Here is a 22,993-nt window from a genome sequence, read left to right on the forward strand (position 1 = left end):
ACCGTGGCCAAGGTCGTACTCACCCCGCAGGCGGAGAACTTCCCCGCCTGGTACCAGGACGTCGTTGCGCGCGCCGAACTGGCCGACAACGGTCCGGCGCGGGGGACCATGGTCATCCGACCGTGGGGGTACGCGATCTGGGAGCTCATGCAGGCCGACATGGACCGGCGGATCAAGGCGACGGGAGCCCAGAACGTCGCCTTCCCGCTGTTCATCCCCATGAGCTTCCTGGAGAAGGAGAAGCAGCACGTCGAGGGCTTCTCCCCGGAGCTGGCGGTGGTCACCCACGGCGGCGGGGAGGAGCTCACCGAACCGCTGGTGGTGCGGCCCACCTCGGAGACGGTCATCAACCACTACTTCGCCAAGTGGGTGCAGTCCCACCGGGACCTGCCGTTGATGATCAACCTCTGGAACAACGTGGTCCGCTGGGAGCTGCGCCCGCGGGTCTTCCTGCGCACCACCGAGTTCCTCTGGCAGGAGGGCCACACCGCCCACGCCACCTACGAGGACGCGGTCGAGGAGACCCGGCGCATGCTGGAGGTCTACCGGCGGTTCATGGAGGAGACCCTCGCCATCTCCGTGGCCGTGGGAGAGAAGTCGCCGGGCGAGCGCTTCGCCGGCGCCGACCACACCTTCACCTGCGAGGCGCTGATGCGCGACGGCAAGGCGCTGCAGATGGGCACCAGCCACAACCTGGGCCACAACTTCGCGCGTGCCTTCGACATCCAGTACCTCGACGCGGGCGGCGAGCGGCGGCACGCCGCCACCACCTCATGGGGCACGTCCACGCGCATGATCGGCGGGACGATCATGGTCCACGGCGACGACCACGGGCTGCGCCTGCCCCCGACGATCGCGCCGCACCAGGTGGTGATCATGCAGCTCGACTCCGAAGGCGAGGCCGCAAGGCGCGTCGAGGCCGAGCTGCGCGCCGCCGGGGTCCGCACGCACCTCGACGACCGCACCCACACCTCGTTCGGACGCCGGTCCGTCGACTGGGAGATCAAGGGCGTGCCCGTCCGGATCGAGCTGGGCGCGCGGGAGCTCGCCGCAGGTGAAGCCACGCTGGTCCGCCGCGACGACCGCAGCAAGAGCAAGGTGCCGCTCGACGGCGCCGCGCGTGCTGCCATCGCCCTGCTCGACGAGATCCAGCAGGCGTTGTTCACCCGGTCGCGGGCCTTCCGCGAGGAGAACACCCACCCCGTCACCGACTTCGACGATTTCACGCAGCGACTCGGTGACGGAGGGCTGTTCCTCGCCGCCTGGTCCGGCACCGAGGAGTCCGAACAGGCACTCCGCGAGCGGACCAGCGCCACGATCCGCTGCATCGTCGACGCCGACCCGCCCGCACCCACCTGCCTGATCACCGGCATGCCCGCCGAGCACACCGTGCTGATCGGCCGGGCCTACTGACGCGCGTCGCCGACCGATCCCGCGCTCACATCCACTCGCGGTCGGCCTCGTCGCGCAGCGTCAGCACGGTCCGGAGCACGTACTCGACGGCCGACTCGAACGCGCCGCCCCGCAGCTCGTCGCGCGTGGCGAGGTTCCGCGCCGCGAACTCGAGGGTCCGGTCCGGCCCGGCCCGCCGGACGACCATCGCGGCGATCTCCTCGAGGTCGAGGCCCGGGTGGTCGAGGCGGACCAGCGCGAACTCGACGACCAGCTCGTCCACCGTCACGCGATCCACCCCCGCCCGTCTCGACGTACCCGCTCCACCGTAGCGCCGGTCGGGATGCGTGAGCTCAGGTCGGCATCGACAATCCGGCGCCGTCCACCAGCAGCCGCGACACCATCAGCACGGCGACGTCGTCGGCGGCCGGCTCGGCGCCGAGCAGCTCGAACATCACCTTTCCGCAGATGGCGTCCGCCGGTCCGGGGGACAGGGCCGCGCACAGCCTCCGTATCCCGACGTCCGGGGAGAACCCTCGCCTTTCAATGAGGCCGTCGGTGTAGAGGAAGAGCGCGTGCCCGGCCGGAAGCGGGATCGGGGTGGCGCGCCGCGGGCGCGTGGGGTCGACGCCGAGCGGCAGGTCGGGCGGCAGGTCCACCACGCGGGCCGGCGCATCGGGTGGCGTGGTCACCGGTGGCGGGTGGCCGGCGCAAGACGCGACCAGGCAATCACTGGACGGCGACAGGACCGCGCACAGGACCGTGGCCATGATCCCGTGCTCGAAGTGCCGGACGTGCGCGTCGAGGCGCGCGAGCAGGTCGGCCGGGTCGTCGGTCTGCAGGGCGTACGCGCGCAGGGCCGTGCGGAGCCGTCCCATCGCGACGGCGGCCTGAATGCCGCGACCGGCCACGTCGCCGACGACGACGAAGACGTGCCCCGACGGAACGTCGAAGACGTCGTACCAGTCGCCCCCGACCTGTCCTCCGCCGCCGGGTGCGTACCGGGAAGCGAACTCCATGCCCGGCACGGCAGGCAGCTTCGCGGGCAGGAGGCTGCGCTGGAGCGTCGCGGCGGCAGCCCGCGACACCTGGATCTGCCTCGCCTGGGTGGCGAGCGCCACGCGATCGGCCGCGAGCTGGAGGAGCTCGGTCTCCTCGGGCGTGAAGAGCCGGGTGGTCAGGCTTCCGACGTGCAGGACACCGATCGCCTCGCCGCCGGACATCAGTGGAACACCGAGGAGGGAGCGGATCCCCTTGTCGCGCAGGATCGGGTTGAGGACGTTCGAGTGGTCGACCGCCTCGAGGATGACCGGCGCCTTCAGCGCGGCGATCCGCCCGGCGAACCCCCTCCCGAGTGGGATCCGGACGCCCTGGCGCACCTCCTCCTCGATGCCACGGGCCGCCGTCGCGACGAGGTACTGCCCGGACGGGTCCAGCAGGAGCACCGCCGCGGTGTCCACCTCGAGGAGATCACGCACCCGGTCGAGCAGCTCGGCGAGCAGCTCCTCGACCCCGAGATGTCCGAGCGCCGTATCCGTGATCGCCTCGATGCGACGGAGTCGCTCGCGCGGCAGCTCGACGTCCGTCGCCATGGAGGGAGACTAGCCGCACGCCGCACGATCGGGGCTGCCGCGGCCCTGCCGGTAGCGGACGGTCACGCAGCCGCCTCGACGCCCACTCCCGGGCAGCGCAGGCTCAGACCTGCCCCTTGACCTCCTCGTAGCCGACCTTGCCCGGCGCCTCGCTCGGCGTGTAGATCACGCGGATCACGCCCGTCGGGTACGCCTCGGTCAACCTGACCTTCAGGTGATAGGGCGCGTCGCCGTCGTCGAAGAGCCTGCGGCCCTTGCGCGCCGCAACCGGGTGCACCAGCAGACGGAGCTCGTCGACCAGCCCGGCGGCGAGCAGCTGCTGCACGACGGAGATCGAGCCCGGGATGAGGATGCCCTTGACCCCCGCATCCGCCTTGAGCGCGGCGACGGCCTCGACGAGATCGCCCTCGATCAGTTCGGAGTTGCGCCACGAGAACTCCAGCGACTGGCGCGAGACGACGACCTTGCGCGTGTCCCCGAGCCGCTCGGCGAACTCCGCGTCCTCCCCGCCCGCGGTCTCCCGGTCGGGCCATGCCCCGGCGAAGCTGTCGTAGGTCTCGCGGCCGATGAGCAGCACGTCGGCGGTGTCGTAGTCCTCGACGACCGCGCGGCCCATGTTCTCGTCGAAGTAGGGGAAGTGCCAGTCGGGGTCGATCTCGGCGACGCCGTCGGCCGAGATGAACAGTGTCGAGACAACCTTCGCCATCGTGGTGCTCCCTTCGCATCGGATGTGCCGGAAGGTAGACCGGGCCGGGGTCGAAACCTCATCGCACCCGTTCGGACGGATCACGGGGTAGATCGGCGCAGGTGGGCGGCGGGGCCCGTACCGTCGGCCCATGTCACCGACACGTGGCATGGGACGCGGATCGCCGATCAGCTGTGACCTGCAGGTCTCGCTCACCGTCGAGCAGGACCCCGAAGGCACCGTCACCGCCCGCCTCGTCGCGGACGAGCAGGACGGGCTGCTCGTCGAGGTCGAGTTCACCGGTGACGAGCTCGCGCTGCTGCTCGCGGGCGAGACGATCGCCGTGCCGGCGCTGGTGAGCGGCCCCGAGCAACCGGACACCGAGCAGCCGGACACCGAGCAGCCGGACACCGAGCAGCCGGACACCGAGCAGCCGGACACCGATGAGCCGGTGATCGAACCGGACGTCGTCGTGCCCGAGTCGGCACCGGATCAGACGGCGCGCAGCGGCACGGATCTCGACGAGCCGCCCGTGGGGACGGAGCCGATCGCACGCAGCACCGACGTGAGGCCGGGCGAAGCGGTGCTGGCCTACATCCACGGACGGTGGCGTGATGCCGTCGTGGTCCGGCGCGACATCGGCAGCCTCCTGGTCTCCTACACGCGGCCGGGCTCGTTCGGCCGGGTGCAGCAGCGGATCGCCACCGAGCGGGTTCGCAGGCGGCTCGGCGAGTAGGCCGCTACCGCCGGCGACGTGCGTGCGGCCGAGCGGCCGCGCCGACGGTCGCAGGCCGGTCCTCCCCCAGGGGACCCGCCTCGGGCGCGGGCCGGGGAGACGGGATCGACACGTTCGACGGCGCAGGTTCGGCGGGTGGTGGCGCACCCCCGCCGCCCGCTGCCCTCGCCCCGGAGCGCAACAGCAGCGCGCCGAGCACACCGAGCACCGAGACGGCGGCGGTCACCAGGAAGACGTCGTTCAGGGCGACGACGTACACCTGCAGGTTGGTCTGCTGGTACCACCCGTACAGCCCCAGCAGCTGCGGGGTGCCCGGCGGGCCCACGGCAGGCGGGACGGTGCCGTACGGGACGAGCGCGGCCCGGCCGGCCATCGTCTGTGCCTGGGTGCTGGTCAGCATCGCGGTGAGCACGGCGACACCGAGCGCCGCCGACGTCCGCTGCACCACGTTGTCGAACGCGCCGACGGCTGGGCAGCGCCGATCCCCTCGTACCTGCCGTACGAGCAGTGGCCTGCCGCCAACGCGATCCTCGACGAGGCGGCGGTGTCCGTCCGCAGGCGGCCTGCCGACATCCGGCGGACCGCCCAGCTCGTCGGCCACATCACCGACGAGCCGGGCGACGTTCGGGTCGACAGCGGTGCAGCGCCCGTGCGCGGGAACGCGGAGCAGTGGGCGGCCGTGCTCTCGCGGCTCGCCGTCGAGCAGCCGTTCACGAGCTTCGTGTTCTGGCCGGAGCAGCAGACCGCGGACCAGGTCGTCCGATTCGGGCGGGATGTCGCTCCGCTCGTCGGCAGGGCGGTCAGCGGTGCACGACCGCTGTGACCTTCACTCGGGCCATGCCGAGCCGAGGATGATCCCGGCGAAGTCCGCTCGCCGGAACGACGGGTCGAAGTGGGCGATGACGTCATCGTTCATGGTGCCGAAGGTGGTGTCCGGCCGGTCCTTCATGCCCTGGTAGAACGCGTTGAGGATGCGGTTCTTGAAGTCGGGGCGCGGGTGCGCGGCCGTGACCTCGGCGATCTGCTCCGGCGTGATCTGGTCGAGGTCGAGCCCGAGCACGTCGGCCTCCACACCCAGCGTGACCAGGCCGATCTCCGGCGCGAGGTGCTCGGGGACACCGGGGGTGGTGTGCAGCGCGATGGCGTACCAGACCTGGCGGGCGTCGGCCTCGGAGTAGCCGTGGTCGAGCAGGAACGTCCGCGCGGTCTCGGCCCCGTCGATCTCGAACCGGCGGTTGGTGGTTCGGTACTTCTCGGTCAGGCCGAGGTCGTGGAACATCGCGCCCACGTACAACAGGTCGGGGTCGGCTTCCAGCCCCCGGTACCGGCCCTTGAGCGAGCCCAGGAGGTACACCCGTCGGGAGTGGTGGAACAGCAGGTCGTCGGCGGCCTCGCGGACCAGCTCGGTGGCGGCCCGGGCAACTGGGGAGTCGGGGATCTCGACCCCGGCGATCACGTCTGTCATACCCGAGATGCTGGTCGCGCGGGCCCGTGCGACCCATCACCTGACGGACATACTTCGCAGGGAACGGGACGCGGGAGGGAGGGCGGATGAGGGGCCATCGGGTCGGTGTGGTGGTCTTCGACGGGGTCAAGCTGCTGGACGTGGCCGGGCCGATGGAGGTCTTCGCCGAGGCCAACCGCATCGGCGGCACGAGTTACGAGCTGATGGCGGTCGGCGAGGGTGAGGTCACGTCCTCGACCGGGCTGGCGATCAACGTCGACGCCGGTTTCACCGTCGACCTGGACACGGTGCTGGTCGCGGGGGGCGACCGTCTCGTCGGCCGTCCGATCGAGCCGGAACTCGTGGACTCCGTGCGAGAGCTCGCCGAGCGCACGCCCCGGGTCTGCTCGATCTGCACGGGTGCTTTCGTCCTCGCCGCGGCCGGGGCCCTCAACGGCAGGCGCGCGACGACCCACTGGGAGCACGCCCGTCTGCTGGCATCGAGCCATCCGGAGATCAGGGTCGAGCCGGACGCGATCTGGGTGCAGGACGGCCCGGTGTTCACCTCCGCGGGGGTCTCGGCGGGGATCGACCTGGCACTCGCGCTGATCGAGAAGGACGCCGGCGGCGAGCTGGCCCGGGCCGTCGCCCGGTCACTCGTGGTGTTCCTGCAGCGCCCGGGCGGCCAGTCGCAGTTCTCACCCTCCACGTCGCACCCCCGCCCCCGGTCCGAGGTGCTGCGAGCGGTCACCGACGCGGTCGCGGCCGACCCCGCAGGCGATCACTCCATCGCCAGGATGGCCGCGACGGCCGCCGTCAGCCCGCGTCACCTCACCCGGCTGTTCCGGGCCGAGCTGGGACTGACGCCCGCGCGGTACGTGGAGGACGTTCGCATCGACGCCGGGAAGCGTGCATTGGAACAGGGGTTCAGCGTGGCGGGTGCCGCTCGGGCTGCCGGGTTCGGCACCTCGGAGTCGATGCGCAGGGCGTTCGTCCTGCGCGTGGGCGTCGCACCACGCACGTACCAGCAGCGGTTCGGATCGACGACCGACAGGCCGCGATCTCAGGGGCGGTGACGGTCATACCGATACCAACCCGGCGCGCACCCGGTGGCGGTAGCGCAGCGGCGACTCCCCGATCTCCCGCTTGAACGCGGTGCTGAACGCGCTCTCCGACGCGTAGCCCAACTCGGCCGCGAGCGACCCGACGCGAACATCGCCGTCGCGAAGGGCCCGCTGGGCCAGCAGCATCCGCCAGCGGTTGAGATAGGTCACGGGCGGAACGCCCGCCACCGTCCGGAAGCGTTCGGCGAACGACGTCCGCGACATCGCCGCGGCGCGCGCCAGTTCCTCGAGGCCCCACGGCCTTCCGGGTTCGGCATGCATGAGGCCGATGGCCGGACGCAGCCGCTCGTCGGTCAGCAGCCGCAGCCAGCCCGGGGGCAGCTCGGCCTGGTCGACGTACGCGCGCAGCACCTCGAGCAGCAGGAGCTGGCCGTACTGCCGGATGGCGAAGCCGGACCCCGCCCGGTTCGCGGTCACCTCGTCGAAGAGCCGGTCGAGCGTGCCGCGCAGGTTGGTCGCCGTGGCGGCCGATGCCCGGACGTGCCCCACCGGCGGAAGCGCCTGCTGCAGCAGCGCCTGCCCGGCCGGGTCGATGTCGACGCGACAGCCGACGACGACGTCGTCGGTACCGCGGTCGGCGCCGGCGAGACGGGCGAAGTCCGCCTCCGGCACGATCTCGCGGCGCGGTCCGTCGCCGACGCCGCCCTCGTGCTCCAGCCACGAGCGGTTGTTCAGGATGGCGACGTCGCCCGGCTCGAGCTCGATCGGCCCGTCGAGGCCGTCGGTGGTCAGCCGGCCCCGGCCGGACACCATCGCGATGAGCTTCAGCGGGTCCTCGACGTCGTGTCGGGCGATCCAGGGGCCCCGCACCGCGAAACCGCCCGTCACCAGGCCGCGGACCTCGACGAGGTCCAACATCCCGGACAGCTGGTCACCGACCACGCCCGTACTATCGCGAAAGAAACCCGGACTGACAACTATTCAGAGTTCGGCGGGCGGGGCGCAGGCTGGCGACATGACACAGCAGCAACGCCCGATCGGAACCGGGTTCACCGCGGCGTCGACGGCCGACGAGGTGCTCAAGGGCATCGACCTGTCCGGCACGAACGTCGTCGTCACCGGCGGCCACGTCGGGCTCGGCCTGGAGGCCACCCGCGCCCTGAGCGGCGCAGGCGCCTCCGTCACCGTCGCGTCGCGCGACCCGGACCGCGCCGCCGGCGCGCTGGCCGGGATCGCGCGCGTCGAGATCGGCCGCCTGGACCTCCTCGACCCGACGTCGATCGACGCCTTCGTCGCGGAGTACCTCGACTCCGGTCGTCCCCTGCACGTCCTGATCAACGGCGCAGGCATCATGGGCGGCCCGTTGGTCCGCGATGCGCGCGGCTACGAGTCGCACTTCGCGACCAACCACATCGGCCACTTCCAGCTCACCCTCGGCCTGCAACCCGCACTGCGCGCCGCGCACGGTGCCCGGGTGGTGAACGTGACGTCCGGCGCACACCGCATGTCCGACATCCGCTGGGACGACCCGCACTTCACCACCGGCGGCTACGACGGCCACACCGCCTACGGCCAGTCCAAGACCGCGAACGTCCTGTTCGCCGTCGAGCTCGATCGCCGCTGGGCCGGCCAGGCCATCCGCGGCTACGCCGTGCACCCCGGCATCGTCGTCGGCACGAACCTGGGTGGCTGGATGTCCGAGGAGCAGCTGCGGGCCTCCAACCTGGCCATGGGGCTCATCGACGAGTCCGGCCGGCCGATCATCGACCCCGACCACGAGAAGAAGACGCCACAACAGGGGGCGAGCACCATCGTGTTCGCCGCGACCAGCCCGATGTTGGCCGGGATCGGCGGCGTCTACCTGAAGGACAACGACATTTCACCGCTGGACGAGGACCCGAAACCCATCGACCTCACCAACGGCCATGCTCCCCCGGCCACCGTCGTGCCGCACGCCATCGACCCGGAGTCGGCGAAGCGGCTCTGGGAGCTGAGCGAGCGGCTGCTCGGGGCGTAGCCCCGGGACGGACGTCGATCTCACCGGTCGGCATCGACGTCCTCGGAGTGGATCTCCCGTCCCGCCGGCTCGTCCGTCGTGGCCAGCCACGACGACAGCAGCCGCATCGCGTCCTCTGACGGGCTGCCCCGGCGGGTCGTGTAGACGAACAGGGTCTGGTCCGGGTCGCCGGGGAGGTTCATCGCCTCGTAGTGGATCTCCAGCTCGCCGACGACCGGGTGGCGCATGCGCTTGGTGCCGTGGCTGCGCTCGACGACGCGGTGATCTGCCCACCAGCGGTGGAAGTCCTCGCTCGTCATCGCGAGCTCGCCGACCAGCTCCCGGGTGGCCGGGTCGTCGGGATAGCGGCCGGCGTCGAGCCGCAGCGTCCCGACGGCCTCGGCCGCCACCGTCGCCCAGTCCGGGTAGAGCGCGCGCGCCTCGGGCGCCAGGACCAGCCAGCGCACGTAGTTGCGTTCCCTGGCCGGCATCGCGTGCCAGTCGGCGATCAGCGCCCGGGCGAGCGGGTTCGCGGCGAGCACGTCGGTGCGCCGGCCGACGACGAAGGCGGGGTGGCCGGTCAGCCCGTCCATCAGGTCCAGCAGCTCGGGCCGCACCCGCTGGGCCCGCGAGCCCGGCCGCGGGCGCTCGGGCACCCCGTCCCGCGCCAGGTTGATCAGGTGGGCCCGCTCGGCGTCGTCGAGGCGCAGCGCGGTGGCGACGGCCTCGACGACCGAGTGCGACGGGTGCTGGTGGCGGCCCTGCTCCAGCCGTGTGTAGTAGTCCACCGAGACGCCCGCGAGCTGCGCCAGCTCCTCGCGCCGCAGACCGGGAACCCGACGGTTCACCCCCGCGGGTGGCAGGCCGACGTCCTCCGGCCGCGTACGGGCGCGCAGCGCCTTGAGGTACTCGCCCAGCTCACGACCGGCCATGCGTCCATGGTTCACCAGACACGCCCGCTCCGGACCGCGGAAGGTGGGGTGTGCCGTTCCCAGGCACGGCCGGGCCGGTCCGGCCCGTCGAGCGGCACGGTGGTGAAGTCGTCGTGTCTAACGGACCGGTGCACTCCACGGAGCGCGGCCCTATCCGGCGGACCAGCGATCAAGGCGAGCCGCAGCTTGGTCTCGTCCGCACTGCCGGGCACGGCGGTCATGATCACGATCTTGAGCTCGGTGTCACCGTCGGTCAGCACGTCGCAGTCCACCGTGATCGGCCCGACCGATGGATGGTCGACGGTTTTGTGGTCCTCACGGTGGGCGGCCACCGTACCGGCGCCCCACAGCTCGGCGAACCGCCGGTTGCCCGCACGCAATCCGCGGATCAGTTCTGCCAGGCGCGTGTCGTGCGGGAAGCGGCCGGTGGCGCGGCGCAGGTCGGACACGACGGCGGCGTCCGTGGTGTCCCTGTCCCGTTCGGCCACCGGCCATCGGGCGAGGTGAGCGGGACCGGTGTCGACCGGGAACCTGTCGCGGGCGAAGTTGCGCAGCTGCGGGGGCGACGACGAGGGTTCGCCGAGCAGCGCTGCCCAACCCCGGTTCCACCAGATCAGCTGCCAATCCGCGGCGAACACGGCGACCGCGACGTCCCCGAGCCGGGTGAGCACCCGGCGGACGCCGGGCGGGATGTGGTCGGAGATCGCGCCATCTGCGGGCGGGACGAGGTGGGCCAGCCGGTACAGGTGGTCCCGCTCGGCGGCGGACAGCTGCAGGGCGCGTGCCAAGGAGGCCACCACCTGCGCCGAGGGCGTCGTGGCCCGCCCCTGCTCGAGACGCACGACGTAGTCGACCGACACGCCGGCGAGTTCGGCGAGCTCCTCGCGGCGCAGCCCGACCGCGCGGCGCGTGCGGCCCACCGGCAGCGCCGCGGCCGACGGGGGCAGCCGGTCCCGCCAGGTGCGGATCATCGGACCGAGCCCGGTCCCGGGTGTCGCCGACATGTCACCAGCGTCCCGCATCCGGACCGCCTCGGGTGGCGATGATGGTGGTACTGCCGTTCCCACCGTCGAGGCGTCCCTGGCAGAGCACCCCGGCGTGGACGAACGTCGAACACATGACGATCACCTTCATCACCGGCGCGAACAAGGGGCTCGGCCACGAGACCGCACGGCGCCTCATCGAACTCGGACACACCGTGCTGATCGGAGCGCGCGACCCCGAACGGGGCGAAGCGGCCGCCGCCGCGCTCGGCGCACGGTTCGTGCCCATCGACGTGACCGACGACGCGTCCGTCGCTGCAGCGGCCGCGAACGTCGCCGAGCGCGAGGGCTCGATCGACGTCCTGATCAACAACGCCGGCGTCCACGGCCCCGCCGGCGACCCCAGCACCCTGACCGGCGCCGACGTGCTCGGTGTCCTCGACGTCAACGTCGCCGGTGTGGTCCGGACGACCACCGCGTTCCTGCCGCTGCTGCGGCGGTCACCGGACCCGGTCGTCGTCAACGTCAGCAGCGGGATGGGCTCGCTCGCCCACACCCACGACCCGTCGCGGGCCGAGTCCAAGGTCGTCGCGCCGCTCTACACCGCCTCGAAGGCGGCGCTCACGATGCTGACGACGCAGTACGCCAAGGCGTGGCCCGACATCCGCATCAACGCCGCCGATCCCGGCTACACGGCGACCGACCTCAACGGTCACAGCGGCCCGCAGACCGTCACCGAAGGCACGGACGCCATCGTCGGCCTGGCAACCGAGAAGCCGGGCGCCGGCTCCGGACGCTTCGTCGACCGGACCGGTGAGATCACCTGGTCCTGATCCCTGGGCAGCATCGCCGCCTCCCGGGAGCCGCTCAGAGGCCGGGCGTGCCCTCTTCGTCGAAGCGTGCGCGTGCTCGTTCGACGTCGGGCAGCGTCACGGTGGTCCACTGCAGGAGTGCGTCGATGAGGTCCTGCAGCGACTTCCCGAGCGCCGAGATGCGGTACTCGACGGCGACGGGCCGCGTGCTCGTGACGATGCGCTCGACCATCCCGTTGCGCTCCAGGCGCCGGAGGGTCGCCGTGAGCGACTTCTGCGTCACGAGGGGGATCGCGCGCCGGAGGTCGTTGAAGCGCAAGGGCCGCTCGCACAGGGCGTCGAGAACCTGGAGCGACCACTTGTCGAGCACCTGGTCGAGCAGCTCGCGGTGCCGCTCGGTGAGCTGAGGGCTGCCCGACGGAGATGGAGCGGTTTCCGCCATGACACCTAGTCTCGTTGAAGTTCCCTTCGGACACCAGGTAGACGTTGGATACCTAGTCAACCAGCGAAGGGACCGCTCATGGCAGTGCAACTGCTGACCCCGGAAGGCATGTTCGCCCCCGTTCCGTACCACCACGTGTCGATCGCCACGGGAGCCCGTCACGTGCACGTCGCCGGCCAGATCGCCCGCGACGCCGAGGGCAACCCGGTCGCGACGGGCGACCTCGCAGGCCAGGTCGCGCACGCGCTGCGCAGCACCGGGCGCGGCCTGGCAGGCGCCGGTGCGAGCTTCGCCGACGTCGTGCGCCTCCGGTTCTTCGTCACGAACTGGAGTCCGGACAAGTACGACGACTTCGTCGCCGGCATCGAGCGCGTCGTGGACGAGCTGGGGATCCCGCGACCGCTGCCGCCGTTGTCGGCGATCGGCGTCGACTACCTGTTCGAGCCCGACGTGCTCGTCGAGGTCGAGGCCTACGCCGTCCTCGACTGAACGCCGACGGGGCCCGGCCCTCGCCCGAGCGCGGTCGCCAGGGTGGCGCGCAGCGTTCGCGGCGCGCGGCCCAGAAGGCCGGCCAGCGTCGGGTCCACGGTCGCGAAGTCGCCCTTCGCGGCGGCGGCGAACATGCCGACGAGGATGTCGGCCACGTGTTCGGGCGCACCGTGGGCGATCAGGCCGGCCCGGTAGTCGTCCGGTGGCACGACGACGCGGCGGATCGTCCGGCCCGTCACGTCGGACGCCAGTGCGGCCACCTCGGCCGTGTCGAGCGCCTCGGAGGCGGTCAGCGGGGGTGTCGGTCCGTCCAGGACAGCACCGGCCGGCGCCTCGTCGGTGAGCGCGATCGCGGCCGCCTCCGCGAGGTCGGCGTGCGCGGTCCATGCGACCGGGCCGTCATCCGGCACGGCGAGCTCGCCTGCGGCCAGCGCGCTCTGCACCAGCATGAGAGCCGACGACGCGTAGAAGCCGTTGCGCAGCGAGGTGAACGGCACGCCGGACGAACGCAGGTCCTCCTCCGCGGCCGCGTGGTCGGGCATCGGTGCGAAGGGCGAGCCGGGCCGGGCTCCCATGTGACCGGTGTAGACGATGCGGGCGGCGCCCGCGTCGCGCGCAGCGTGGATGGCGGCGCGGTGCATGCCGACGGCGGTGGGTCCGGTGGTGTCGACGGACACCACGAGCACGCGGTCGGCCCCCTCGAAGGCGTGGGCGAGGGAGCCGGGGTCGGTGAAGTCACCCCTGCGGACGCGCACCCCGCGGTCGGCGAGCGGGCGGGCCGCGTGCGGATCGCGGACGCACACCCCGATCTCGTGCCCCGGGACGCGGTCCAGCAGGCGCTCGACCACGCTGCGGCCGAGCGCACCGTTGGCACCGGTGACGATGATCATCAAGTTCCTTCCCTCTCGGTCACGACGACGGTGCCGCCTCCCCGCCCGGCACGGAAGGATCACGAGGGTCAGCGGTGTTGCCTCCAGGGACACACCGGCCGCAGCAGGAGCGGAGAGCTCGTGGGATGACCGGACCGACGATCGAGTCCAGGGCACTGCGCTACTTCGTCGCGGTCGCCGAGGAGCTCAACTTCTCCCGCGCCGCCGATCGGCTCGGCATCTCCGCATCACCGCTGTCCCGGGCGATCCGCGCGCTCGAGGCCGACATGGGCGTCACCCTCCTGGAACGCAGCACCCACGGCGTCTCCCTCACCCCGGCCGGTGCCGTCCTCCTGGAGGAGGGACGCTCCGCGCTCGACGCCGCGCAGGCCGCCGTGCGCCGGGCCCAGCGCGCCGGCGCGTCCACGCCCCAGATCGTGCTGGCCGTCAAGGCGGACAGCGACGCCGGGCTGCTGGACGCCATCCTGGCCCGCTACGCCGCCCAGGACCCGGCGCTGCCGGTCACCGTCCGCCTGTGCGGGTGGGCCGAACAACCCCGCCTCCTGCGCCGGGGCGAAGCCGACGTCGCCTTGGTGCACGAGCCCTTCGACCGCACCGGCCTGGACGCCGAACCCGTCGCGGTCGAGCCCACCGTCGCCGCGGTCCCGGCCACCCACCCGCTGGCGCACGAGGGCCGCGCCACGCTCGCCGACCTGGGCCTGCCCATGACGGGCCCCTCCGACCTGGCCGGCGTCCGCCGCCACCAGGACAACCTGGTCGACCGGCACGGGATCCGGGACCTGGCCCAGCTCCTCGCCCTCGTGGAGCTCGGCCGCTTCGTCACGCTCGTGCCGCGTTCCGTCGCCGACCGGTACCCCCGCCGCGGCCTCGCCTACCTCGACGTGCCCGACGCGCCGCCTGCCGTCCTCGCCATCGCATGGCCCCAGCAGTCCCGCTCGACCGCCGTCGCCGCCCTGGTCCGCGCCGCCACCGAACCCGAGCCGGCACAGCACGCGCTCTGACCCGGGCCGCCGTCACCCGGAGTCGGCACGTGCCAGGTCGCTGAGCACAGCGAGACCGTCGCGTTGCAGCTCGACCAGGTCGCGGGTCTCGCCGGGGGCGATCCAGCGGGCGAATGCCGTGCCGAACACCGATACGACGAGGTCGCCCGCCAGGCGGGCGGGCACATCGGCGACGCCGCGCGCGACGAGCGCGGCGGTCACGGCGCGGGAGAGCTTCGCGAGCTTGAGCAGCTCGCGCTCCTGCAGCTGCGCGTTCGCAGCGATGATCGCGTTGCGGGTCCGGGCGAACTCCCGGCCCCGCAGGTCCTGCAAGGCCCCTCCGCCGGCGTCGAGGGCCGCGATGAGCAGACCGGTCAGGGACGCGTCCGCGGGCGCACCGGCGATCGCGTCCACGAACACCGCTTCGAGCTGCTCCTCACCGGGGAACAGGACCTCGCGCTTGTCGGCGAAGTAGCGGAAGAACGTCCGCTCCGTCACCCCGGCCCGCTCGGCGATCCCGGCCACGGTCGTCGCCTCGTAGCCGTGCTCGGCGAACAGCTCCATCGCCGCCCGCTGCAGGCGATCGGACGCCCCGGGAGCCCACCGTGCCATGCCCCACAGCGTATCCGGCCCACCGGATGATGACAGAAGCTGACATCGCCGCTAGGCTCGCTGATGTCAGCTTCTGACATCGGTTCCGGCATCACTGAGGAGAACGAGCACCTTGCACGTCTACGTCACCGGAGCATCCGGATTCATCGGCCGCGCCGTCGTCGCCGAGCTCGTCGCCGCGGGACACGAGGTGACCGGCCTGGCCCGCTCGGCGGCCTCGGCAACCGCCATCACCGACCTGGGGGCCGCCGTCCACCGCGGCGACCTCGACGACCTCGACGGGATCCGCCGGGCCGCGACCGCGGCCGACGGCGTGGTCCACCTGGCGAACAAGCACGACTGGACCCACCCCGAGGTCTCCAACCGCGCCGAACGGGCCGCGGTCCGGACGATCAGCGACGCGCTCGCGGGCTCGGACCGGCCCTTCGTGTTCGCGTCCGGCCTCATCCTGCCCGGCCTGGGACGCCCGGCAACGGAGCAGGACCGCAGTCCCGCCGTCGGCCCGGGCTCACCGCGCGGCGGTGCCGAGAACCTCGCCCTGGCCTACGCGGACCGGGGGGTACGCGTCGTCTCCGCCCGCTTCGCGCCCACCGTGCACGGCGAGGGCGACCACGGATTCATCTCGATCATCGCCCGGGCCGCCCGTCGTCGCGGGGCCTCGGTCTACCCGGGTGAGGGTCGCAACCGCTGGCCCGCGGTCCACCGCTCCGACGCCGCACGCCTGGTCCGGCTCGGACTCGAGAAGGCTCCCGCCGGCACGATCCTGCACGCCGTCGACGAGGAGGGCGTGGCCGTCCGGGAGATCGCCGAGGCGCTCGCCGCCCGGCTCGGCGTGTCGGCGAAGTCGGCCCCGGCCGAGCAGATCGCCGAGGAGATCCCGTTCGTCGGCCGGTTCCTGGCCGCCGACAGCCCCGCCACCAGCGACATCACGCGGAACCTGCTCGGCTGGCAGCCCACCGGCCCGACCCTCCTGGAGGACATCGCCGCGGGCCACTACGACCAGCCCGAGGACGCCTGAGATGCCCGAGCCCGCCGTCCTGATCACGGGTGGGACCAGCGGAATCGGCCGGGCGACGGCGGAGCTGCTCCACGACCGTGGATACCTGGTGATCGTCACCGGCCAGGACCCCGCCAGGGTCGCCGCCACCCGACGGGAGCTCCCCGATGGCGTCGTCGTCCTCCGGGCCGACGCACGGACCCTGGCAGACACCGACCGCGTGGCCGAGGAGGTCGGGGCGCGCTTCGGTGGGCTCACCGCCCTGTTCCTCAACGCCGGCATCACCCGACCGACCCCGCTGACCTCCCTGGACGAGGCGGCCTACGACGACGCCTTCAGCACCAACACCAAGGGCCAGCTCTTCACCCTGGTGAAGCTGCTTCCACTGCTGACCGACGGCGCCTCGGTCGTCTTCACCGTCGGGATCGGCGCCACCCGCGGTATCCCGGGGGGCAGCGTCACGGCCGGCAGCCGGGGCGCCCTCCTCGCGATGATTCCCTCCCTCGCCCTCGAGCTGGCCCCGCGGCGGATCCGCGTCAACGCCGTGAGCCCGGGGGCCATCGACACGCCGATCTGGTCCAAGTCGGGTGCGCCTCCCGAGATGATCGCCGAGATCACGACGGAGATGGCGGCGTCCATTCCGTTCGGCCGGTTCGGCACGGCCCGCGAGGTCGCCGAAGTCGTCGCCTTCCTCGCCTCCGACAAGGCCGGCTACGTCACCGGCCAGGACATCGTCGTCGGCGGCGGCAGCGGGCTTCGCGCCTGAACCACCGCCCGCTTCCCGTAGCCACGCCCGGGAGACGTCCCACGCTCAGGCCCGCGCGCCCCCGTCGACCGGCAGGACGGCGCCGGTGACGAACGACGCGCGATCGCTGAGCAGCCATGCCGCGGCCTGGGCGATCTCGTCGGGGTCTGCTCCTCGGCGGAGGGGCGTCGCCGCGACGAGCCGTTCCTGCAGGTCGGGCGTGTACTGCTCCCAGGTGCGGATCATGTCGGTGAGCGTGTTCCCGGGCGCGATGGCGTTGACGCGGATCCCCTCGGGGCCGTAGGTGACGGCCGCCGACTCGGTGAGGCTGTTGACGGCCCGCTTCATGGCGCCGTAGGCGGGCAGCACGGGGTTGCCGCGCAGGCTGCCGACACTGGAGTTGTTCACGATGGCACCGGAACCGGCAGTCGCTCGGATGGCGTCGACCTCGGCGGCCATCGCCAGCCACGTCCCGCGGAGGTTCACCTCGTAGAGGTGGTCGAAGTCGGCCTGCGGAACCCTGTCGACCGGGACGGGCGGGGTGGCCGTCCCACCGTTGTTGAAGGCGACGTCGAGCCGGCCGAACAGCTCGACGGCGCGGTCGACGGCAGCCCGTACCTCAGCCGGTTCGGCCAGGTCGCACACGACGTGGTCGGCAGTGCCGCCGTTCGCCCGGATCTGTTCGGTGACGGCCTCGAGCTGCGCCTCTGTGCGGGCCGCCAGGAGGACCGTGGCGCCCTCCCGGGCGAACAGGCGGGCCGCGGCGGCGCCGATACCGCGGCCCGCGCCGGTGACGAAGGCGACCTTGCCGGAGAGCAGGCCGGTGGACGGGTTCTGTGTCGAGGTCATGCCTCGACCCTGCGCCGAGCGCTGCTGTCTCAGCCATGTACTGGCTGTACCTGCCTGAGCCGCCCGGCCGCGCACATACTGGAGTACGTGGCCAGGTCCGGGCTCGGCGAGTTCCTGCGCAGCAGGCGTGAGCGCATCACGCCTACCGACGTCGGTCTGCCCGCGGGGCGCCGTCGTCGGACGCCCGGCCTGCGCCGGGAGGAGGTGGCGCAGCTCGCGTTCATCTCCACGGAGTACTACGCCCGCCTGGAACAGGCGCGTGGTCCGAGCCCGTCGCGCGAGGTGCTGGCGGGCCTGGCACGGGCCTTGCGGCTGTCGGACGCCGAACGCGTCCACCTGCACCACCTGGCCGGAACGCCGCCGGGTCCGCCGCCGGGACCGCCGCGGGACGTTCGGCCCAGCATCCTGGACCTGGTGCAGCGGTTGCCACTGGCCGCGGCCGGCGTCATGTCGGCGATCTACGAGGTGCTCGCGTGGAACGACCTGGCGGCGGCCCTCATGGAGGACTTCTCGGCGGTGCCGCCCCGTGACCGGAACCTGGCCCGCCGCGCCTTCCTCGGACCCCACTCCGACGGGCGACGGCTGTTCGGCGTGTCCGACGCCGGGGAGTTCGCGCATTCGGTGGCCGTCGGCCTGCGCGCCGCCGTGGCCAGGTATCCCGACTCGCCCGAGGTGACCGGGCTGGTGGACGAACTGCTCGCCGGGAGCGACGAGTTCGCCGGACTGTGGTCGTCCGGGGACATCGACGTCCCCAGGCCTCTGCGCAAGACCTTCCAGCACCCGATGGTCGGTCCGGTCACGGTCAACTGCGACGTGCTCGACGTCCCCGACCGCGACCAGCACGTCGTCATCTACACGGCCGACCCCGGCTCGTCGTCCGAGGAGGCGCTGCGCCTGCTGTCGGTCGTCGGGACCCAACGCATGGATGTCAGCAGCTGAGTGACGGACGGCAGAGGTTCCGGCCGGCTAGCGGACAGAAACCGGCCTCTTCTCGCGCGAGGGTGGTCACCTGCGCAGAGGAAGGGACCTGAGATGACCGTGCTCACCGCGTTCGGATCGATCGACCGGCGCGCCGTGCTGCCGGCCGCCGCCTGACCGGCCGTGCCCACCCGACTCGGCGTGCGGGCGCTGGGCCGCGCGACGCTCGCCCGGCAGTTCCTCCTCGACCGCGCGGACATCCCGGTCCTCGACGCCGTCGCGCACCTGTGCGGCCTGCAGGCCCAGGAACCGCAGGAGCCCTTCGCCGGCCTCTGGTCGCGGCTACGCGCATTCGACCCGGCGGAGCTGTCGGAGCTGCTCGTCGATCGGCGGGTGGTGCGGACCCACCTCATGCGGCGCACGGTCCACCTGGTGACGGCGCAGGACGCGCTGGCCTGGCGCTCCCGGCACGACGCGATGCTGCGCCAGCGGGTGCTCGGGGTGTACCGCCGCGAGCTCGGCGGGATCGATCTCGACGAGCTCGCGGCGGCGGGCAGGGCGGTGATGGCCGACGGCGAGCCCCGCTCGATGGCCGAGATCGGGCGCGTGCTCACCACGCGCTGGCCGGACGCGGGACCGCGACCGCTGGGCGAGGCGGTGGTCGCCGCGCTCGTCCCCATGGTGCAGCTCCCGCCCCGCGGGCTGTGGCGCGTGACCGCAGGCGTGCGGAACGTCCGGATGGCGTCCTGGCTCGGCGGGGAGATCGACCGACCGGCCGCGGACGGCGCGGACCCGGTGGGGGCCGCACTCGTGCGGCGCTACCTCGCCGCGTTCGGCCCGGCGGCCTCGGCCGACCTGCGCGCTTGGTGCGGCCTGGCCGGGCTGCCCCGGGCGGTGGCCGCGGTCCGCGACGATCTGGTCGCGTTCCGGGACGAGCGCGGACGCGAGCTGCTCGACCTCCCGGACGCGCCGCGACCCGACCCGGACACCCCGGCCCCGGTGCGGTTCCTCCCCGCGTTCGACAACGCGATCCTCGGCTACCACGACCGCAGCCGCATCATCGACGACGCCCACCGCGGCCTGTCCGTGGCGGGCGAGCGTGCCGTCCTCGTCGACGGCCGGGTCGCGGCGACCTGGACCGTCGTGGCCGACGGCGGGGCCGACACCGTGGTCGTCACACCCCTGAGCCGGTTCTCCCGCGCCGAACGCACCGCCGTCGCCGAGGAGGGGCGTGCCCTCGCGGCGTTCCTCTCCGACGGCGCGCACCACCGCGTACGGGTGGCGGCGTCGCACGAGTAGCCGGTCGGACCGGGCGACCTCGGCTCAGGGGTGCGTGCTGGTCAGCGCGACGAGCCCGCCGAGGCGTTCGCGCGGACGCCGACGAGCTGCGGGTACAGGAGCGCGGGGTCCTCGCCGAGGCGCGCCTTCCACCGGCGGGTGTTCTCGTCACCGAGCACCTCCATGGCACCCGCCTCGACGCCGTCCACCGCGAGCCGCGCGATCTCCGCCGGATCGGTCTTCTCGATGCCGTCGGCCCAGGCCATCATGTCGGTGTCGACGCTGGCCATGGCCAGCCCGGTGACCTGCGTGCCCTGGCCGGCGAGCTCGAGCCGGACACCGTTGGTCAGCGCCCAGGCCGCGGCCTTCGACGCCGAGTAGCCGTTGGAGTGCTCGTACGCCGTCCACGCCATCACCGACAGCACGTTGAGGATCGCGCCGCCGCCGTTCGCCCCGAGGACCGGCGCGAAGGAGCGCACCATCCGCAGGGTCCCGAAGTAGTTGGTCTCCATCTCCAGCCGGATGTCGGCCTCCGGGCCGTCGACGAGCTTGGCCAGCGTGGCGACGCCGGCGTTGTTGATCACCAGGGTCACATCCGTGGCGACCGCGGCGGCCTCGGCCACCGAGGCGTCGTCGGTGACGTCGAGGCGCAGCGGGACGGCGCCCGGGATGTCGACGGTCTCGGGACGGCGCGCGGCCGCGTAGACCTTCGCGGCTCCCCTGCGCTGCAGCTCGGCCACCAGGCTGCGGCCGATCCCCCGGTTTGCCCCGGTGACCAGGGCGATCTGGTTCTCGATCTCCATGGCCGGCACGCTAAGACCTCACGCCGATGTCAGGGGCAAGCGTGCGTGGCGGGCGACACAGCAGGCGTCATCAGCGACGTGCGCGAGGACGGCGGCGTCGAAACCACGTAGCTGATCCCGACCCCGACGACGCGGACGCGCAGGCCGACTCCGAGCATTCCGCCAGCGACTCCTCCGCCGCCTTCGGGCTCGACGCCGACGGCAGGGTCTCGGGTGCGCGGAGCCAGAACCCGAGCGCGACGAGCGCGGTCGCTCCGGACAACGCGAACGCGGCGCCGAACCCGGCGACCTCGGCGAGCGCGCCGGCCACCACGGGACCGATGATGGCACCCAGGTCGGCGACCATCTGGAACCCGGCGAGGACGGTGCCGCCCCGGGCCCGGGATCCGATCACGTCGGCGACGGCGGCGTTCGTGGGCGGGTTCACCAGCCCGCTGCCCATCCCCGCGAGCAGGCTGGCCGCCAGGAACAGGGCCGGGTCGGTGAGGAACCCGAGCACGCTGGTGGCGGCAGCCGAGACGATGAGCCCGGCGAGCACGGGTGGGCGGCGGCCACGCCGGTCGGCCAACCGACCGGCGAGCACGAGCGTCGCCGCGTTGCCGACGGCGAACACCGCGAGGGCGATGCCGCCCCATGCCTCCGGCTGCCCCAGCGCCTCGACCACGAACAGCGGCACGAGAGCGACGCGCACGCCGAACACGACCCACCCGTTGGCGAAGCTCGCGGCGAGCGCCGCGCGGTAGGTCGGATGGGCGAGTGCGGTGCGGAACCGGGCAGGTGGTTCCGTGGTGCCCGCCTGCTCGGCGTCCGTCCCCTCACGCCCGCGCAGCAGGACCAGTGCGACGCACACGACGATCACGAGCACCGCCGAGTACACGAGGAACGGCGCGCGCAGGCTCACGGTCCCCAGACCGCCGCCGACGAGCGGGCCGATGACGTTGCCGAGCAGGAAGCCGGTTGCCCACATCCCGGAGGCGCGCCCCCGCATGTGCACCGGCGCGAGCCGGATGAGCAGCGACAGCGCCGACACGGTGAACATCGTCGAGCCGATCCCGCCCAGCCCGCGCAGCACGAGCAGCTGCCAGTAGCTCGCCGCGAACGCGCACGCTCCGGTGCTCAGGGCCACGACCGAGAGCCCGATCGTGAACGTCGGCACCTCGCCGATGCGCCCGACGATGCGTCCGCTCATCGGCGCGAACAGCAGCCTGACGAGCGCGAACACGCTGATGACGAGGGAGGCCGCCGTGATGCCGACGTCGAAGGATCGGACGAACACCGGCAGCGTCGGCGCGACGATCCCGTAGCCGATAGCGATGAGGAACGAGGTGCCGACGAGGACCCAGATCTCGCGGGGCATCCGCTCTCTCGTGTTGCGGTCGGGCTTCGACCGTCCGACCTCGACCACGTCCGGAAACCCTACGCCCGACGGTCCGACGGATGGTCAAGCGGAGGGCCGGGTACAGGCGGGCCATGGCGGAGTTCGAGGCGGAACGCGGCATGCCGGCCACCGCCGATCGGGTGTTCGCGGTGGTGTCGGATCTGGACCGGCTGCAGGAGTGGCTGCCCGCACCGGTGGCGGTTCGCCCCACCGGCGACGGGGAGGTGCACGCCGACGTCCCGGAGCGCGGGGTCGACGCCGAGGGCACGGTGCGGGTGCGTCCGGAGCAGCTGCGCGTGGAATGGGCCCACGCGCCCGAGTACGCGGGCTGGCTGCAGGTGCAGCACGCCGAGGGCACCCGCTCGACCGTGCTCCTGCACCTGTCGTTCCTCGGCGACCAGCCCGAAACCCACGGCGGCACTCCCGCCCACGAGGTGCGGAACTGGCTGGACGACGCACTGGCCCGCCTGGAACAGGTGGTCGCGACCAGCGCCTGAGCATTCCCAGCCCCATGTGCGCGCCCGCCCACGGGTGCCCTCATGAACCTCGGGCCGATCAGGTGCCCCTGGTCGACCCGAGGTTCCCCACCGGCGCCCCCACGAGGACGCAGAGCCGCAGATCAGATCGAGGCTTCCGCAGTCGTCGAGGTGCACGTCCCGGCATTGGCGGCGACAGCCGAGCGCGCCGAGACGTGAGGACCGGGCGACTGGTGTTACATCCGCGGATGTCCGAGACCGTCCTGGAGTGACCGCTCGCCGAGGCGCCCGGGTGTCACTCTTCCGAGTGAATCGACTTCCCCTCCGCTCGCCGATTCCACGGCTCTCGGTCATCGCTCGGTGACGGGAACTGCACCGTCCGGGGTGCATCGTGCCGATATCGTGATTGATCAGATATTGATCTTGTGACCATGCGGCGCCGGTGGGCACGTGGGGGTGTGACCACCGGCACCCGGACCATGCGAAGGGACACGCTCGTT

General features: G+C 72.6%; 27 protein-coding genes. 13 read left to right on the plus strand and 14 right to left on the minus strand.

The window, feature by feature from the left end; translation table 11 throughout:
- The first annotated feature begins 3 nt into the window (after nt 1–3).
- Nucleotides 4–1,413: a proline--tRNA ligase gene (proS, locus tag FHX44_RS10175; protein ID WP_147255258.1), complete on the plus strand. Its 1,410-nt coding sequence runs from the start codon at nt 4–6 to the stop codon at nt 1,411–1,413.
- 25 nt (nt 1,414–1,438) lie between these two features.
- Here proS and FHX44_RS10180 read toward each other — a convergent pair whose 3' ends face one another.
- The 3 genes from FHX44_RS10180 to FHX44_RS10190 form a co-directional block, all read right to left on the minus strand.
- Entirely contained in the window at nt 1,439–1,681 is a 243-nt protein-coding gene (locus FHX44_RS10180) for a hypothetical protein (protein ID WP_147255259.1), read from the minus strand.
- A 64-nt stretch (nt 1,682–1,745) separates the two neighbouring features.
- Nucleotides 1,746–2,984 carry a PP2C family protein-serine/threonine phosphatase gene (locus tag FHX44_RS10185; RefSeq protein ID WP_147255260.1) on the minus strand — a complete coding sequence of 413 codons (1,239 nt, stop codon included), beginning with the start codon at nt 2,982–2,984 and terminating at the stop codon, nt 1,746–1,748.
- A 103-nt stretch (nt 2,985–3,087) separates the two neighbouring features.
- The gene (locus tag FHX44_RS10190) at nt 3,088–3,690 is read right to left on the minus strand and encodes a dihydrofolate reductase family protein (protein ID WP_147255261.1); all 603 of its coding nucleotides are present in this window, start codon (nt 3,688–3,690) and stop codon (nt 3,088–3,090) included.
- Between the two features lie 130 nt (nt 3,691–3,820).
- On the opposite strand from FHX44_RS10190, the gene FHX44_RS10195 reads away from it, so the two are divergent.
- Nucleotides 3,821–4,405 carry a hypothetical protein gene (locus FHX44_RS10195; RefSeq protein WP_147255262.1) on the plus strand — a complete coding sequence of 195 codons (585 nt, stop codon included), beginning with the start codon at nt 3,821–3,823 and terminating at the stop codon, nt 4,403–4,405.
- A 4-nt stretch (nt 4,406–4,409) separates the two neighbouring features.
- Here the strand turns inward: FHX44_RS10195 and FHX44_RS10200 are convergent, their stop codons facing one another.
- Nucleotides 4,410–4,853 (minus strand): hypothetical protein, encoded by a 444-nt coding sequence (locus FHX44_RS10200; protein WP_147255263.1) that lies wholly within the window; start codon nt 4,851–4,853, stop codon nt 4,410–4,412.
- A gap of 96 nt (nt 4,854–4,949) precedes the next feature.
- Between FHX44_RS10200 and FHX44_RS10205 the strand changes: the two genes are divergently transcribed.
- Nucleotides 4,950–5,228 (plus strand): hypothetical protein, encoded by a 279-nt coding sequence (locus FHX44_RS10205; protein ID WP_147255264.1) that lies wholly within the window; start codon nt 4,950–4,952, stop codon nt 5,226–5,228.
- 3 nt (nt 5,229–5,231) lie between these two features.
- Here the strand turns inward: FHX44_RS10205 and FHX44_RS10210 are convergent, their stop codons facing one another.
- On the minus strand, nt 5,232–5,870 hold the full coding sequence (locus FHX44_RS10210) for an HD domain-containing protein (RefSeq protein WP_147255265.1): 639 nt from the start codon (nt 5,868–5,870) through the stop codon (nt 5,232–5,234).
- A gap of 86 nt (nt 5,871–5,956) precedes the next feature.
- Here FHX44_RS10210 and FHX44_RS10215 point away from each other — a divergent pair, with 86 nt between their 5' ends.
- Entirely contained in the window at nt 5,957–6,925 is a 969-nt protein-coding gene (locus FHX44_RS10215) for a GlxA family transcriptional regulator (RefSeq protein WP_147255266.1), read from the plus strand.
- 3 nt (nt 6,926–6,928) lie between these two features.
- Here FHX44_RS10215 and FHX44_RS10220 read toward each other — a convergent pair whose 3' ends face one another.
- Nucleotides 6,929–7,855 carry an AraC family transcriptional regulator gene (locus tag FHX44_RS10220; protein WP_147255267.1) on the minus strand — a complete coding sequence of 309 codons (927 nt, stop codon included), beginning with the start codon at nt 7,853–7,855 and terminating at the stop codon, nt 6,929–6,931.
- A 73-nt stretch (nt 7,856–7,928) separates the two neighbouring features.
- On the opposite strand from FHX44_RS10220, the gene FHX44_RS10225 reads away from it, so the two are divergent.
- The gene (locus FHX44_RS10225; RefSeq protein WP_147255268.1) at nt 7,929–8,930 is read left to right on the plus strand and encodes an SDR family NAD(P)-dependent oxidoreductase; all 1,002 of its coding nucleotides are present in this window, start codon (nt 7,929–7,931) and stop codon (nt 8,928–8,930) included.
- Nucleotides 8,931–8,950: 20 nt separating this feature from the next.
- Here the strand turns inward: FHX44_RS10225 and FHX44_RS10230 are convergent, their stop codons facing one another.
- Entirely contained in the window at nt 8,951–9,841 is an 891-nt protein-coding gene (locus tag FHX44_RS10230) for a helix-turn-helix transcriptional regulator (RefSeq protein WP_147255269.1), read from the minus strand.
- 11 nt (nt 9,842–9,852) lie between these two features.
- A complete protein-coding gene (locus FHX44_RS10235; protein ID WP_147255270.1) occupies nt 9,853–10,845 on the minus strand; it encodes a helix-turn-helix transcriptional regulator in 993 nt (330 codons plus the stop codon).
- 113 nt (nt 10,846–10,958) lie between these two features.
- On the opposite strand from FHX44_RS10235, the gene FHX44_RS10240 reads away from it, so the two are divergent.
- Nucleotides 10,959–11,657 carry an SDR family NAD(P)-dependent oxidoreductase gene (locus FHX44_RS10240; protein WP_147255271.1) on the plus strand — a complete coding sequence of 233 codons (699 nt, stop codon included), beginning with the start codon at nt 10,959–10,961 and terminating at the stop codon, nt 11,655–11,657.
- 34 nt (nt 11,658–11,691) lie between these two features.
- Here FHX44_RS10240 and FHX44_RS10245 read toward each other — a convergent pair whose 3' ends face one another.
- The gene (locus tag FHX44_RS10245) at nt 11,692–12,078 is read right to left on the minus strand and encodes a winged helix-turn-helix transcriptional regulator (protein WP_147255272.1); all 387 of its coding nucleotides are present in this window, start codon (nt 12,076–12,078) and stop codon (nt 11,692–11,694) included.
- A 78-nt stretch (nt 12,079–12,156) separates the two neighbouring features.
- Between FHX44_RS10245 and FHX44_RS10250 the strand changes: the two genes are divergently transcribed.
- A complete protein-coding gene (locus FHX44_RS10250; RefSeq protein ID WP_147255273.1) occupies nt 12,157–12,567 on the plus strand; it encodes a RidA family protein in 411 nt (136 codons plus the stop codon).
- On the opposite strand, the gene FHX44_RS10255 is transcribed toward FHX44_RS10250, so the two are convergent.
- On the minus strand, nt 12,549–13,457 hold the full coding sequence (locus FHX44_RS10255; protein WP_147255274.1) for an NAD(P)H-binding protein: 909 nt from the start codon (nt 13,455–13,457) through the stop codon (nt 12,549–12,551). The genes FHX44_RS10250 and FHX44_RS10255 overlap by 19 nt on opposite strands.
- A gap of 125 nt (nt 13,458–13,582) precedes the next feature.
- Here FHX44_RS10255 and FHX44_RS10260 point away from each other — a divergent pair, with 125 nt between their 5' ends.
- Nucleotides 13,583–14,458, plus strand: a complete 876-nt coding sequence (locus FHX44_RS10260) for a LysR family transcriptional regulator (protein WP_212612409.1) — start codon at nt 13,583–13,585, stop codon at nt 14,456–14,458.
- 12 nt (nt 14,459–14,470) lie between these two features.
- On the opposite strand, the gene FHX44_RS10265 is transcribed toward FHX44_RS10260, so the two are convergent.
- Nucleotides 14,471–15,049, minus strand: coding sequence for a TetR family transcriptional regulator (locus FHX44_RS10265; protein ID WP_147255275.1), 579 nt, complete (start codon nt 15,047–15,049; stop codon nt 14,471–14,473).
- A gap of 112 nt (nt 15,050–15,161) precedes the next feature.
- On the opposite strand from FHX44_RS10265, the gene FHX44_RS10270 reads away from it, so the two are divergent.
- Both FHX44_RS10270 and FHX44_RS10275 read left to right on the plus strand, forming a co-directional pair.
- Nucleotides 15,162–16,067, plus strand: a complete 906-nt coding sequence (locus tag FHX44_RS10270) for an SDR family oxidoreductase (protein WP_147255276.1) — start codon at nt 15,162–15,164, stop codon at nt 16,065–16,067.
- A gap of 1 nt (nt 16,068) precedes the next feature.
- Entirely contained in the window at nt 16,069–16,812 is a 744-nt protein-coding gene (locus FHX44_RS10275) for an SDR family oxidoreductase (protein WP_147255277.1), read from the plus strand.
- 45 nt (nt 16,813–16,857) lie between these two features.
- On the opposite strand, the gene FHX44_RS10280 is transcribed toward FHX44_RS10275, so the two are convergent.
- The gene (locus FHX44_RS10280; RefSeq protein WP_147255278.1) at nt 16,858–17,640 is read right to left on the minus strand and encodes an SDR family NAD(P)-dependent oxidoreductase; all 783 of its coding nucleotides are present in this window, start codon (nt 17,638–17,640) and stop codon (nt 16,858–16,860) included.
- A gap of 87 nt (nt 17,641–17,727) precedes the next feature.
- On the opposite strand from FHX44_RS10280, the gene FHX44_RS10285 reads away from it, so the two are divergent.
- Both FHX44_RS10285 and FHX44_RS10290 read left to right on the plus strand, forming a co-directional pair.
- Nucleotides 17,728–18,579 carry a helix-turn-helix transcriptional regulator gene (locus tag FHX44_RS10285; protein ID WP_147255279.1) on the plus strand — a complete coding sequence of 284 codons (852 nt, stop codon included), beginning with the start codon at nt 17,728–17,730 and terminating at the stop codon, nt 18,577–18,579.
- Between the two features lie 162 nt (nt 18,580–18,741).
- Nucleotides 18,742–19,857 (plus strand): winged helix DNA-binding domain-containing protein, encoded by a 1,116-nt coding sequence (locus FHX44_RS10290; RefSeq protein ID WP_212612410.1) that lies wholly within the window; start codon nt 18,742–18,744, stop codon nt 19,855–19,857.
- A 41-nt stretch (nt 19,858–19,898) separates the two neighbouring features.
- Here FHX44_RS10290 and FHX44_RS10295 read toward each other — a convergent pair whose 3' ends face one another.
- Together FHX44_RS10295 and FHX44_RS10300 are read right to left on the minus strand one after the other, a co-directional pair.
- Nucleotides 19,899–20,639: an SDR family oxidoreductase gene (locus tag FHX44_RS10295; protein ID WP_147255280.1), complete on the minus strand. Its 741-nt coding sequence runs from the start codon at nt 20,637–20,639 to the stop codon at nt 19,899–19,901.
- 70 nt (nt 20,640–20,709) lie between these two features.
- Nucleotides 20,710–22,044 carry an MFS transporter gene (locus FHX44_RS10300; protein WP_246170296.1) on the minus strand — a complete coding sequence of 445 codons (1,335 nt, stop codon included), beginning with the start codon at nt 22,042–22,044 and terminating at the stop codon, nt 20,710–20,712.
- A gap of 65 nt (nt 22,045–22,109) precedes the next feature.
- Between FHX44_RS10300 and FHX44_RS10305 the strand changes: the two genes are divergently transcribed.
- A complete protein-coding gene (locus FHX44_RS10305; protein ID WP_147255281.1) occupies nt 22,110–22,514 on the plus strand; it encodes an SRPBCC family protein in 405 nt (134 codons plus the stop codon).
- Nucleotides 22,515–22,993 lie beyond the last annotated feature (479 nt).

This window comes from Pseudonocardia hierapolitana, from assembly GCF_007994075.1.
Classification (GTDB): Bacteria; Actinomycetota; Actinomycetes; order Mycobacteriales; family Pseudonocardiaceae; genus Pseudonocardia; species Pseudonocardia hierapolitana.

What these genes read in the sequence shown, in the direction of transcription:
- FHX44_RS10185 (WP_147255260.1), bottom strand. Translation starts at nt 2,984, where the DNA reads ATGGCGACGGACGTCGAGCTGCCGCGCGAGCGACTCCGTCGCATCGAG.
- FHX44_RS10190 (WP_147255261.1), bottom strand. Translation starts at nt 3,690, where the DNA reads ATGGCGAAGGTTGTCTCGACACTGTTCATCTCGGCCGACGGCGTCGCC.
- FHX44_RS10195 (WP_147255262.1), top strand. Translation starts at nt 3,821, where the DNA reads ATGTCACCGACACGTGGCATGGGACGCGGATCGCCGATCAGCTGTGAC.
- FHX44_RS10210 (WP_147255265.1), bottom strand. Translation starts at nt 5,870, where the DNA reads ATGACAGACGTGATCGCCGGGGTCGAGATCCCCGACTCCCCAGTTGCC.
- FHX44_RS10215 (WP_147255266.1), top strand. Translation starts at nt 5,957, where the DNA reads ATGAGGGGCCATCGGGTCGGTGTGGTGGTCTTCGACGGGGTCAAGCTG.
- FHX44_RS10225 (WP_147255268.1), top strand. Translation starts at nt 7,929, where the DNA reads ATGACACAGCAGCAACGCCCGATCGGAACCGGGTTCACCGCGGCGTCG.
- FHX44_RS10230 (WP_147255269.1), bottom strand. Translation starts at nt 9,841, where the DNA reads ATGGCCGGTCGTGAGCTGGGCGAGTACCTCAAGGCGCTGCGCGCCCGT.
- FHX44_RS10235 (WP_147255270.1), bottom strand. Translation starts at nt 10,845, where the DNA reads ATGTCGGCGACACCCGGGACCGGGCTCGGTCCGATGATCCGCACCTGG.
- FHX44_RS10240 (WP_147255271.1), top strand. Translation starts at nt 10,959, where the DNA reads ATGACGATCACCTTCATCACCGGCGCGAACAAGGGGCTCGGCCACGAG.
- FHX44_RS10245 (WP_147255272.1), bottom strand. Translation starts at nt 12,078, where the DNA reads ATGGCGGAAACCGCTCCATCTCCGTCGGGCAGCCCTCAGCTCACCGAG.
- FHX44_RS10250 (WP_147255273.1), top strand. Translation starts at nt 12,157, where the DNA reads ATGGCAGTGCAACTGCTGACCCCGGAAGGCATGTTCGCCCCCGTTCCG.
- FHX44_RS10255 (WP_147255274.1), bottom strand. Translation starts at nt 13,457, where the DNA reads ATGATCATCGTCACCGGTGCCAACGGTGCGCTCGGCCGCAGCGTGGTC.
- FHX44_RS10260 (WP_212612409.1), top strand. Translation starts at nt 13,583, where the DNA reads ATGACCGGACCGACGATCGAGTCCAGGGCACTGCGCTACTTCGTCGCG.
- FHX44_RS10265 (WP_147255275.1), bottom strand. Translation starts at nt 15,049, where the DNA reads ATGGCACGGTGGGCTCCCGGGGCGTCCGATCGCCTGCAGCGGGCGGCG.
- FHX44_RS10275 (WP_147255277.1), top strand. Translation starts at nt 16,069, where the DNA reads ATGCCCGAGCCCGCCGTCCTGATCACGGGTGGGACCAGCGGAATCGGC.
- FHX44_RS10280 (WP_147255278.1), bottom strand. Translation starts at nt 17,640, where the DNA reads ATGACCTCGACACAGAACCCGTCCACCGGCCTGCTCTCCGGCAAGGTC.
- FHX44_RS10295 (WP_147255280.1), bottom strand. Translation starts at nt 20,639, where the DNA reads ATGGAGATCGAGAACCAGATCGCCCTGGTCACCGGGGCAAACCGGGGG.
- FHX44_RS10305 (WP_147255281.1), top strand. Translation starts at nt 22,110, where the DNA reads ATGGCGGAGTTCGAGGCGGAACGCGGCATGCCGGCCACCGCCGATCGG.